Raw genomic sequence first — 11,530 nt, forward strand, 5'->3', positions numbered from 1 at the left:
CCGGGTAACGTCTTCGTGCCGTAGAGACACGCCATGCGTGTCCCCGCGGTGCCAGAACGAAGCGTAGAGCCACGCCCAGCGTGGCTGCTCTCCGTTCCGGCGCCGCGCAGCCACGCAGGGCGTGGCTCTACGCTCCGGTCATGTCGTGTTTGGCACGCTAGGGCTCCCTTTGTGATCAACACGGGAGCGTGCATGCACGTGGATTGGCAGATGGCGGCCGCGTATCTGTGGCCGATCGGGATCGCGCTTGCGATCGGTATCAGCGGGTGGTGGGCATTGATGCTGCTCACCCGCCGGCTCAAGGGGCGCGACTACCGCCGCGCGCGCATCGCGCGCGTGATCAGTCGGCCGCTGGCCTTCGCCCTGCCGTTGCTGGTGCTGATCCCGGCACTCGAAGCCACGCCCCTCGAGGGCCGCTGGCTCGACCAGTCGCTGCGCCTCCTGCATATCGGCCTGACCGCCTGCTTCATCTGGCTGCTGGTGCGTGCCGTCGCCGCCGGCGAACAGGCCATCCTGCGCGACAACCCGATGGAAGTGGCCGACAACCTGGCCGCGCGTCGCATCCAGACCCAGACCCGCGTGCTCAGTCGCGTGCTGATGGGCGCGATCATCCTGGTCGGCGCATCGATGGTGCTGCTGACCTTCCCGATGGTGCGCCAGATCGGTACCGCACTGCTGGCCTCGGCCGGCATCATCGGCCTGGTGGCCGGCATCGCCGCCAAGCCCGTATTCGGCAACCTGATCGCCGGCCTGCAGATCGCGCTGACCCAGCCGATCCGGCTGGACGATGTGGTGATCGTCGAAGGCGAGTGGGGGCGGGTGGAAGAGATCGGCAGCAGCTACGTAGTGGTGCGGATCTGGGACGAACGGCGCATGGTGGTGCCGTTGACCTGGTTCATCGAGAACCCGTTCCAGAACTGGACGAGGCGGAGCGCCGACCTGCTGGGCACCGCGTTCCTGTGGCTGGACTACCGCGCCCCGATCGTGGCCATCCGCGCCGAGCTCGAGCGCATCTGCAAAGGCGAAAGCCTGTGGGATGGCCGCGTCTGCGTGACCCAGGTGACCGAAACCAGCGAACACACACTGCAGGTGCGCCTGCTGGTCAGCGCGCGCAACTCCGGCGACGCCTTCGACCTGCGCTGCATCGTGCGCGAGCGCATGCTCGATTTCCTCGCCCGCGAGTACCCGCAGGCGCTGCCGCGCACGCGGGCGGAGATACTGGATCGCCCCGACCCGGCCACCCGCGGTCCGCGGTCGCAGCCGGCCGACGACGTGCGTTCGCCGGGTGCCGAAGATGGTCCGCCGGCAGTGGTGGCGGTCGACGATCTCGTGCGATCACAGTAGTGCGTGGGCCGGCCAACGGCCGGCGCTACCGCCAGGGTATCCGGAGCCATGGCGGGTTGATCCCGATCCCAATGCGCCCGCAGGAATTCGTAGCCCCGGCCGTTGGCCGGACCGCAGCCAACTTACGGCAACGACGCCTCGGTCCCGAACCTGGGCGGCCGCCGCGCCCGTGTGCGCTGCTCGTAGTCGTAGGCCAGTTCGATCAGCCTGGGCTCGCTCCAGGCCGTGCCCATGAACAGCAACCCCAGCGGCAGACCGTTTACGTGCGCCATGGGCACGGTCAGGCTCGGGTAGCCTGCCACCGCGGCGGCGCTGTAATTTCCACCCGGGAAATCATCGCCCTTGCCGGCACGGATCGGCCACGCGGCGCCGGTGGTCGGCGCCACCAGCGCGTCCAGCCGTTCGGCCTTGAGCACCGCGTCGATGCCTTCGGGACCGGCCAGCCGGCGCGCCTGGGTGCGCGCGGCGATGTACGCCGGGCTGCCCAGTCCGTCGGCCTGCGCGGCGCTTTCCATCAGGTCCTGGCCGAACAGCACCAGCTCCTTGTCGGCATGCGTACGGTTGTAGGTGATGATCGCGTCCAGGTCGCGCACCGGCGCCTGGTGGCGGACCAGGTAGCGCTGCAGGCCGGCCTTGAACTCATGCAGCAGCACCACGCGTTCAGCGTCTTCCCACTGGCCCTGCGTCGGTAGCTCGACCGGCACCACCACCGCACCGGCATCGCGCAGCACGCCGATGGCGTGCGGCAGGGCCGGCGCCACCCCGGGCTGCTGGTCCAGCGGGCCGTGCAGCACGCCGATGCGGGCGCCGCGCAGGCCATCGGGGGTCAGGCGCGCGGTGTAGTCGTATACCGCGCGGCCGGGCATGGTCGCGGTGGCCGGGTCCGCATCATCGCGGCCGGCCATCGCGGTCAGCAGCGCGGCGGCGTCGGCCACGCTGCGTGCAATCGGCCCGGCGGTGTCCTGGCTGAAGGAGATCGGCACGATGCCATCGCGGCTGACCAGCCCCACGGTGGGCTTCAGGCCCACCACGCCGTTCATCGCCGCCGGGCAGACGATGCTGCCGTCGGTTTCGGTACCTACCGCCGCCGCGGCCAGGTTCGCTGACACCGCCACCGCGCTGCCGCTGCTGGAACCGCAGGGGCTGTAATTGAGGCGGTAAGGGTTGCGGGTCTGGCCGCCGCGTGCGCTCCAGCCGGACACCGACGCGCTGGAGCGGAAGTTGGCCCACTCGCTGAGGTTGGCCTTGCCCAGGATCAGCGCCCCGGCCGCGCGCAGCCGGGTGACCAGGAAGGCATCGTCGGGGCGGAACCCGGTCAGCACCAGCGCGCCGGCACTGGTCCCCATCGGGCGGGCACCGATGTTGTCCTTGAGCAGCAGCGGAATGCCGTGCAGGGGGCCGCGCAGCTGACCACGGCGGCGTTCGGCATCCAGCGCGGCGGCGTCCTTCAGCGCATCCGGGTTGAGCTCCAGCACCGCGTTGAGGCGCGGTCCGGCACGGTCCAGGCTGGCGATCCGCTCCAGGTAGGCGCGGGTCAGGGTGACGCTGTCCAGCTCGCCCGCGGCCATGGCCGCCTGCAGCTGGGTGATGTCGGTTTCTGCATAGACGAAGGGCGTCCCGGCCGGCGCGGCCGCGTGCGCCTGGTTGAACAAACGCCCAGGCGAGGGCGTGCAGCCCAGCAGAACCAGGCCCAGTGCAAGCGATGTCAGTGGTACGCGCATCCGTGTATCCCCGGTACCCGCGCTCAGGCTAACCAGCGTCCGCCGCGCTTGGCAACTCTCAGGCCAGCGGTGCGGCCGGGCCATGGCGTTTGCGGATGTCGCGGGCGAGCACCCCGACCACGATGAGGTTGATCACCAGCACCGACCACGAGGCCCAGCCCGGGTGGCGGATGATCGCGTAGATGTCGAACGGCAGGTAGATGCCGGCGGTGACGCAGCCCAGCCAGGAGGCCCAGGCCTTGGCGCGCCAGAGGCCCCAGGCCTCGAAAAGATGCAGGATGCCGTAGGCAACCATGGCCGCAGCGGCCAGGTGGACGGCATCAGGGCTGATCATGTTGAGCAGCGAGGGCAGGGTGCCGTGATCCGGGTCCAGGCTGAAACGCCGGATCAGGGCATTGACCCCATCGCGCAGGGGCTGCGGGCCGAGCACTTCCAGCCCGGTCGCAGCCAACAGCGCCAGGACCGCCTTGCTGGCTTCCAGCAAGGCGATCAGGTGAAGCCCCGGATGCCGATGCGGATCCGGGTTGTAGGCAGTGTCGGTCACGAGTGTCCGATCAACCGCCGCGCGACGCCTTCTTGCGGTCGCTTTCGGTCAGGAACTTCTTGCGCAGGCGGATCTCCTTCGGGGTGATCTCGACCAGCTCGTCGTCTTCGATGAAGTCCAGGGCCTGTTCCAGCGAGTACTTGATCGCCGGCGACAGCTGGATCGCATCGTCCTTGCCCGAAGCGCGCATGTTGGTCAGCGGCTTGGTCTTGATCGCGTTGACGGTCAGGTCGTTGTCCTTGGAGTGGATACCGATCAGCTGGCCTTCGTACACGTTGTCGCCTTCAGCAGCGAACAGCTTGCCGCGTTCCTGCAGCGGGCCCAGCGAGTAAGCCGGGGTGGCGCCCGGGGCATTGGCGATCATCACGCCGTTGATGCGCTTGGCGATCGCGCCCTGTTCCTTCGGACCGTAATGGTCGAACACGTGGAACAGCAGGCCCGAACCCTGGGTCAGGGTCTTGAACTCGTTCTGGAAACCGATCAGGCCACGGGCCGGGATCATGTATTCCAGGCGCACGCGGCCCTTGCCGTCCGGCTCCATGTTCTTCAGCGCGCCCTTGCGGGTGCCCAGCTTTTCCATCACGCCGCCCTGGTGGATTTCCTCGATGTCCACCACCAGCTGCTCGATCGGCTCCATGGCCTGGCCGTCGATCTGCTTGATGATCACTTCCGGGCGCGACACGGCCAGTTCATAGCCTTCGCGACGCATGTTCTCGATCAGCACCGACAGGTGCAGCTCGCCACGGCCGGAGACCAGGAACTTGTCGGCGTCTTCCAGCTGTTCCACCTTCAGGGCCACGTTGTGGACCTGTTCGCGGTCCAGGCGGTCCTTGATCTGGCGGCTGGTCAGGAACTTGCCACCGGACAGGTCCTTGTTGCCGGCGAACGGCGAGTTGTTGACCTGGAAGGTCATCGAGATGGTCGGCTCGTCCACGGTCAGCGCCGGCAGCGCTTCGGGGGTGTCCGGGTGGCACAGGGTGTCGGAGATGGTCAGCTCCGGGATGCCGGAGATGGCGACGATGTCACCGGCTTCGGCGCTGTCCTGCTCGATGCGCTCCAGGCCCAGGAAGCCCAGCACCTGCGCGACCTTGCCGTTGCGCTTCTTGCCTTCACGGTCGATGACCGCAACCTGCATGTTCTTCTTCAGGGTGCCGCGCTGGACGCGGCCGATGCCGATCACGCCCACGAAGTTGTTGTAGTCCAGCTGGCTGATGCGCATCTGGAACGGGCCTTCCGGGTCCACTTCCGGCTTCGGCGCGTGCTGCATGATCGCTTCGTACAGCGGGGTCATGTCGCCTTCGCGCACGGTGTCTTCCAGGCCGGCGTAACCGTTCAGGGCCGAGGCGTAGACGATCGGGAAGTCGAGCTGCTCATTGGTGGCGCCGAGCTTGTCGAACAGGTCGAAGACCTGGTCGATCACCCAATCCGGACGCGAACCCGGGCGGTCGACCTTGTTGACCACCACGATCGGCTTGAAGCCCATCGCGAACGCCTTCTGGGTCACGAAGCGGGTCTGCGGCATCGGGCCGTCCATCGCGTCGACCAGGATCAGCACGGTATCCACCATCGACAGCACGCGCTCCACTTCACCGCCGAAGTCGGCGTGTCCGGGGGTGTCGACGATGTTGATGCGGTTCTTGACGCCGGTGCGCTTGTCTTCCCAGGTGATGGCCGTGTTCTTGGCCAGGATCGTGATGCCACGCTCCTTTTCCTGGTCGTTGCTGTCCATCACGCGCTCGGCGAGCACGGTGCGCTCGGAGAGGGTGCCGGACTGCTTCAGCAGCTGGTCCACAAGGGTGGTCTTACCGTGGTCGACGTGGGCGACGATGGCGATGTTGCGAAGATTTTCGATAGACATGCGAAAGGGGGCCAGTCGGCGCCGGATTTGGAAAAAGAAGTCCAACATTATACGGGCAACGTGACCAAACGCGAAAACTCCCTTTCGCCCATTCAGGTAATGCCGGGCGCTGGGTGGCCCGAGGCTACCTGAGGGCCGGCCAACGGCCGGCGCTACCGGGCGGGTTCGACCATGGTCAGGCGGGCCGGGTGTGGCCCTCCGGTGTATCCTTATGGGCTGACGACAACCCCCGAAAATCAAGGATCCACATGTCCCTCATCGCCACTTTCGACACCACGCAGGGCCCGATCAAGGTCGAGCTGTTCGCCGACAAGGCGCCGCTGACCGTCGCCAACTTCGTGAACCTGGTCCAGAAGGGCTTCTATGACGGCCTCATCTTCCACCGCGTCATCCCCGATTTCATGATCCAGGGCGGCTGCCCGCAGGGTCGTGGTACTGGCGGCCCGGGCTACAAGTTCGAGGACGAGAAGAACGGCGTGAAGCACCAGGTCGGCTCGCTGTCGATGGCCAATGCCGGCCCGAACACCAACGGCAGCCAGTTCTTCATCACCCACATCAAGACCGATTGGCTGGACGGCAAGCACACCGTGTTCGGCCAGGTCCTGGACGGCCAGGCGATCGTCGACTCGGTCAAGCAGGGCGACGTGATCCACTCGATCACCCTGGAAGGCGACACCGACGCCGTGCTGGCCGCCCAGGCCGAGCGCGTGGCCGAGTGGAACAAGCTGATCCCGGCCAAGTAATTCCCCTATAACGGCCTCCCTCGACGGGAGGCCGTTTCGCGTTTACGGCCGCCCTGCCAGGTTTCTCCCCGCCCGGTGGCCACTCCCACACCGCTTCTTAGCAGAGGAAATCCCCATGAAAGCACCTGTTCGTGTTGCCGTGACCGGCGCCGCCGGCCAGATCGGCTACGCCCTGCTGTTCCGCATCGCCTCCGGCGAAATGCTGGGCAAGGACCAGCCGGTCATCCTGCAGCTGCTCGAGCTGCCGGTCGACAAGGCCCAGGCCGCGCTGCGCGGCGTGATGATGGAACTGGAAGACTGCGCGTTCCCGCTGCTGGCCGGCATGGTCGGTACCGATGACGCCGAAGTGGCATTCAAGGATGCCGACATCGCCCTGCTGGTCGGCGCGCGTCCGCGCGGCCCGGGCATGGAGCGCAAGGACCTGCTGCTGGAAAACGCCAAGATCTTCACCGCGCAGGGCGCGGCGCTGAACAAGGTGGCCAGCCGCAACGTGAAGGTGCTGGTGGTCGGCAACCCGGCCAACACCAATGCCTACATCGCCATGAAGTCGGCGCCGGACCTGAACCCGCGCAACTTCACCGCCATGCTGCGCCTGGACCACAACCGTGCGCTGAGCCAGCTGTCGTCCAAGCTGGGCAAGCCGGTCGGTGGCATGGAGAAGCTGGTGGTGTGGGGCAACCACAGCCCGACCATGTACCCGGACTACCGCTTCGCCACCGCCGACGGCGCCTCGATCGCCGATGCGATCAACGACCAGGAATGGAACGCCAGCACCTTCATCCCGACCGTGGGCAAGCGCGGCGCGGCGATCATCGAAGCCCGCGGCTCGTCCTCGGCTGCGTCGGCCGCCAACGCCGCCATCGACCACGTGCGCGACTGGGTGCTGGGCAGCAATGGCAAGTGGGTCACCATGGGCGTGCCGTCCGATGGTTCCTACGGCATTCCGGAAGGCGTGATCTTCGGCTTCGCGGTGACCACCGAGAACGGTGAGTACACCCTGGTCAAGGACCTGCCGGTCGACGACTTCAGCCAGAAGTACATCGACAAGACCCTGGCCGAGCTGGAAGAAGAGCGCGCCGGCGTCGCCCACCTGCTGGGCTGACCGCATGCGATGACCAACGGTCATCGCCTACCGCGCATTGAACGGGGACGCTTCGGCGTCCCCGTTTCGCATCCGTCATACCATGCCTCCATGATCCAGCTGCACTACATCGATGACGCGCTGCTGGTCGCGGAAAAACCCGCCGGCCTGCTGTCCGTTCCCGGTCGCCTTCCGGAAAACCAGGACTGCGTCATCGCGCGCCTGCAGGCGCTGTATCCCGACGCACTCACCGTGCATCGGCTCGACCAGGTCACCTCCGGACTGCTGCTGCATGCACGCGGCAAGCCCAACGAAGCCGCGCTGTCGGTGCAGTTCCAGCAGCGCCAGGTCGGCAAGCGCTACCTGGCGGTGGTGGAGGGGCTGCTGGATGCCGATGCGGGCGAGGTCGACCTGCCGCTGATCGTCGACTGGCCGAACCGTCCGAAGCAGCGCGTGGACCTGCTCGCCGGCAAGCCGGCCCTGACCCGCTGGCAGGTGCTGGCCCGCGACCTCGACAGCCGGCGCACCCGGGTGGAGCTGGAGCCGGTCACCGGGCGCAGCCACCAGTTGCGCCTGCACATGGCCAGCCTGGGCCATCCGATCGTGGGCGACGTGCTGTACGGAGCGGCGCCGGCGGCACGCGTGCACCTGCATGCTTGCCGGTTGCAGTTCATCCATCCGCGGAGCGGGCAGGCCATGCGCTTCGACTCGACGGTGCCGTTCTAGCCCACGGCGGCGCGTACGACCAAGGTCGGACGGCCCGCGGCCCGGCATCGGACTATGCTCGGACCCATGTCTTTGTCTGGGAGGGCTGGCATGCGTTACGAAGAGGTCTACCGCCGATCGATCGAGGAACCCGAAGCCTTCTGGGCCGAGGAAGCGCACCGCATCTACTGGCACGTTCCGCCCGCGCAGGTGCTGGACTACAGCAACCCGCCATTCCGGCGCTGGTACGTCGGCGGCCAGACCAACTTGTGTTACAACGCCGTCGACCGCCACCTGGTCGACCGGCCGGACCAGCTCGCCCTGGTGGCGATCTCCACCGAAACCAACGTCACCCGCGAGATCACCTACCGGGAGCTCTACCGCGAGGTCAACGCCTTTGCCGCGGTGTTGCAGCGGCTGGACGTGCAGCGCGGCGACCGCGTGGTCATCTACATGCCGAACATGGCCGAGGCCGTGTTCGCGATGCTGGCCTGCTCGCGCATCGGCGCGATCCATTCGGTGGTGTTCGGCGGATTCGCCGCGCACAACCTGGCGCTGCGCATCGATGATGCCGCGCCCAAACTGCTGATCGCCGCCGACGCCGGCAAGCGCGGCGGCAAGGTGATTCCGTACAAGGCGATGGTCGATGCCGCCTGCGCCGAAGCGCAGTCGCCGCCGCCGCACGTGCTGATCGTCTCGCGCGGCCTGGACCCGGCCGAACCGAAGGTGCCGGGGCGCGACGTGGACTACGCCACGCTGCGCGAGGAAGTGGGCGACCAGGACGTGCCGGTGGTGTGGCTGGAATCCAGCGAACCCAGCTACCTGCTCTACACCTCCGGCACCACCGGCAAGCCCAAGGGCGTGCAGCGCGATGTCGGCGGCTACGCGGTGGCGATGGCGCAGTCGATGGAAACCGTGTTCGACTGCAAGCCTGGCCAGGTGATGTTCTCCACCTCGGACGTGGGCTGGGCGGTGGGGCACTCCTACAATGTGTACGGCCCGCTGATCGGCGGTTGCACCTCGCTGCTGTACGAAGGCCTGCCGACCCACCCCGATCCGGGCATCTGGTGGGCGCTGTGCGAACAGTACGGCGTGCGCACGCTGTTCTCTTCGCCCACCGCGATCCGCGTCCTGAAAAAACACGACGCCGACTTCATCAAGCGCCACGACCTGGCCGCGCTGAAGTACGTGTTCCTGGCCGGCGAACCGCTCGACGAGCCCACCGCGCACTGGATCAACGATGCGCTGGGGAAGCCGATCATCGACAACTACTGGCAGACCGAAACCGGCTGGCCGGCGCTGACCCTGCTGCCGGGCGTGGACCTCAAGCCGGTCCGCTTCGGCTCGCCCGGGTTCCCCAACCTCGGTTACCGCATGAAGGTGATCGACGAGAATACAGGCGAAGAAGTACAGCCCGGGCAGAAGGGCGTGCTGGTGATGGTGCCGCCCCTGCCGCCGGGCTGCATGAGCACGGTGTGGAACGACGACGCGCGCTTCCTGCAGAGCTACTTCAGCCACTTCAAGGAGCTGCTTTACAGCTCGCTGGACTGGGCCATCCGCGATGAGGATGGATACACCTTCATCCTTGGCCGAACCGACGACGTGATCAACGTGGCCGGGCACCGGCTGGGCACGCGCGAAATCGAGGAGTGCATCGCCGGCCACCCGCTGGTGGCCGAAGCGGCGGTGATCGGGGTCAAGGACGAGCTGAAGGGCCAGGTGCCGCTGGTGTTCGTCACCCTCAGGCAGGCGGTCGACGGCGATGGCAGCGCGGTGGTGGCCGAGATGATGAAGCGCGTGACCGAGACCCTCGGCGCCGTGGCGCGCCCGGCGCACATCCACCTGGTCAACGCCCTGCCCAAGACCCGCTCGGGCAAGCTGCTGCGACGCTCGCTGCAGGCACTGGCGGAACAGCGCGACCCAGGCGACCTGTCCACGCTGGACGATCCCGGCGCACTCGACGAGATCCGGCGCGCGCTGGGGCGCTGAAGTGTGCGCGCCGAGATGTGCAAAGACGCTGTGATGAGGCCGATGCGGCGTGGCTAGGACTTGGGCCTGGCCGCAGCCATCATGGTGCCGTACAGCAATGAACCGCCGATCGTACTGGCCAAAATGAACGCCAGTGAGTGATCAGAGCCGACCAGCATCCATCCTGCTGCGAGGACTCCCCAGGTAGCGAGGAAGCTGATTGCATTGACAGCGAGGGCGAGTGGGAACGGTGGCGAAAGGCGAGGCACGGGATGCCGCTCGCTCATTTTACGAAGTAGCCAATTCGCCAGAAGCGGAGCTGGAAGCTTCATCGGACAGTTCCTTACCTGGATTGTGCGTCGGAGAGCGCCGTTCATTGAACGGCGCGGGGAGACTGATTTTCCATCGCGCGGTGCTACTTGGGCCGATAGCCAGTGATGGCACCCAGCAGCAGGGCACCCGCAAAGCCCACGGGACCGCCAACAATTCCACCAATGATCGCGCCGGCTGCCATGTCCCTGAACTGGAGACGATGATTGTCGGTGTAGATGCCTGCACCGGATACCTGCCGCACTTCTTCGCTGTCCAGCTCGCGCACTGTTTTGAACTCCGTGTCATCCCGTATCGGGAGGCAGAGGCTAGTCGGTGTGGCGGCGCCGCTGGGATGTCCGACGTCTCATTCTTACGCTCGAGTGTGGTTTCCGTGTCTGATGCGACGCCGGGTGCCGTTTGGGGTCGGACGTTGGCGCTATGGATGCGGGACCGCGTGCCGTTTGTTGCGCCGCATTATCCGCTGGGGAAGACCTCGGGTAAGCTGCGGGGGTGACCGCGGTGGGGCTTGGCCGGAGCAGGGTCCGAGCCTCGGGGCCGGGTGCCTGCATGCTGCGTGACGCGCCGGGGATGGCGCGTGCGGCGGGGTCGGGCACCGGGACGGACGCAAGGGGGCGCGGGGCTGCCGTTGGATACGGGAGCACTGCGTGCAGGGGGACCACGCAACAGGGGGAGACACATGGCGTACATCCATGCCAAGACGGCCGCTGGCCGTCAGGAAATCGAAGACCGCGCGCGCCGGCTGCTGCCGGGGCTGCGCTCCATCCTGCTGATGGTCGATGGTCAGCGCGATGACAATGAATTGACCGCGATGCTGCCCGGGCTGCGCGCGCCGGACGACGCGCTGGCACAGCTGCAGGAGATGGGGCTGATCGAGATCGTCGGCGGTGCGTTGGCACCGGCGGCGCCGCGCGCGCTGACCGCCGGGCGCGAACAGGACCCGGCGCTGTACAAGCAGCTGTATGACTGGATGAGCGAATCGGTGCGCAGGCACCTTGGCCTGAAGGGCTATTTCATGCAGCTCAAGATCGAACGCTGCACCGACGCGGCCGGGCTGGAGAAACTGTGGCCGGAAATGGCCGCCGCGGTGTCCAAGGCCAAGAGCCCGGCGCTGGCCAACCGCTGGCTCGAAGAGACCCGCGCCCTGCTGAGCAGCCAGCCAGAGACGGCCTGACCGTCGGCGGGGGTCGGGGAGGCCGCCCTGGCGTAGAGCCACGCCCTGCGTGGCTCTACGCC

At 67.1% G+C, this 11,530-nt stretch carries 11 protein-coding genes; 6 read left to right on the top strand and 5 right to left on the bottom strand.

Annotation, left to right across the window (positions count from 1 at the left end):
- The first annotated feature begins 192 nt into the window (after window positions 1-192).
- Window positions 193-1,344 (top strand): mechanosensitive ion channel domain-containing protein, encoded by a 1,152-nt coding sequence (locus tag RWO33_RS04615; protein WP_314102578.1) that lies wholly within the window; start codon window positions 193-195, stop codon window positions 1,342-1,344.
- Window positions 1,345-1,466: 122 nt separating this feature from the next.
- Here the strand turns inward: RWO33_RS04615 and RWO33_RS04620 are convergent, their stop codons facing one another.
- From RWO33_RS04620 to typA, 3 genes are read right to left on the bottom strand one after another with little or no spacing between them, the layout of a single operon-like run.
- Entirely contained in the window at window positions 1,467-3,065 is a 1,599-nt protein-coding gene (locus tag RWO33_RS04620) for an amidase (RefSeq protein ID WP_314102580.1), read from the bottom strand.
- Window positions 3,066-3,123: 58 nt separating this feature from the next.
- Window positions 3,124-3,609 carry a DUF2127 domain-containing protein gene (locus RWO33_RS04625; protein ID WP_145481784.1) on the bottom strand — a complete coding sequence of 162 codons (486 nt, stop codon included), beginning with the start codon at window positions 3,607-3,609 and terminating at the stop codon, window positions 3,124-3,126.
- Between the two features lie 10 nt (window positions 3,610-3,619).
- Complete coding sequence (gene typA, locus RWO33_RS04630) at window positions 3,620-5,467, bottom strand: translational GTPase TypA (RefSeq protein WP_145481783.1); 1,848 nt, start codon at window positions 5,465-5,467, stop codon at window positions 3,620-3,622.
- 248 nt (window positions 5,468-5,715) lie between these two features.
- On the opposite strand from typA, the gene RWO33_RS04635 reads away from it, so the two are divergent.
- The 4 genes from RWO33_RS04635 (at window position 5,716) to prpE (ending at window position 9,985) form a co-directional block, all read left to right on the top strand.
- On the top strand, window positions 5,716-6,210 hold the full coding sequence (locus RWO33_RS04635; protein WP_314102584.1) for a peptidylprolyl isomerase: 495 nt from the start codon (window positions 5,716-5,718) through the stop codon (window positions 6,208-6,210).
- Between the two features lie 115 nt (window positions 6,211-6,325).
- Complete coding sequence (locus tag RWO33_RS04640; RefSeq protein WP_145481781.1) at window positions 6,326-7,312, top strand: malate dehydrogenase; 987 nt, start codon at window positions 6,326-6,328, stop codon at window positions 7,310-7,312.
- A 90-nt stretch (window positions 7,313-7,402) separates the two neighbouring features.
- A complete protein-coding gene (locus RWO33_RS04645; protein ID WP_314102586.1) occupies window positions 7,403-8,017 on the top strand; it encodes an RluA family pseudouridine synthase in 615 nt (204 codons plus the stop codon).
- Between the two features lie 90 nt (window positions 8,018-8,107).
- The gene (gene prpE / locus RWO33_RS04650) at window positions 8,108-9,985 is read left to right on the top strand and encodes a propionate--CoA ligase (protein ID WP_314102588.1); all 1,878 of its coding nucleotides are present in this window, start codon (window positions 8,108-8,110) and stop codon (window positions 9,983-9,985) included.
- Window positions 9,986-10,038: 53 nt separating this feature from the next.
- Here the strand turns inward: prpE and RWO33_RS04655 are convergent, their stop codons facing one another.
- Together RWO33_RS04655 and RWO33_RS04660 are read right to left on the bottom strand one after the other, a co-directional pair.
- Window positions 10,039-10,296 (bottom strand): hypothetical protein, encoded by a 258-nt coding sequence (locus tag RWO33_RS04655; RefSeq protein ID WP_314102591.1) that lies wholly within the window; start codon window positions 10,294-10,296, stop codon window positions 10,039-10,041.
- Window positions 10,297-10,379: 83 nt separating this feature from the next.
- Window positions 10,380-10,562 carry a hypothetical protein gene (locus tag RWO33_RS04660; RefSeq protein ID WP_314102592.1) on the bottom strand — a complete coding sequence of 61 codons (183 nt, stop codon included), beginning with the start codon at window positions 10,560-10,562 and terminating at the stop codon, window positions 10,380-10,382.
- A gap of 411 nt (window positions 10,563-10,973) precedes the next feature.
- Between RWO33_RS04660 and RWO33_RS04665 the strand changes: the two genes are divergently transcribed.
- Window positions 10,974-11,468: a hypothetical protein gene (locus RWO33_RS04665; RefSeq protein ID WP_314102593.1), complete on the top strand. Its 495-nt coding sequence runs from the start codon at window positions 10,974-10,976 to the stop codon at window positions 11,466-11,468.
- Window positions 11,469-11,530 lie beyond the last annotated feature (62 nt).

It is taken from the genome of uncultured Stenotrophomonas sp. (assembly GCF_963519925.1).
Taxonomy (GTDB): Bacteria; Pseudomonadota; Gammaproteobacteria; order Xanthomonadales; family Xanthomonadaceae; genus Stenotrophomonas; species Stenotrophomonas maltophilia_AE.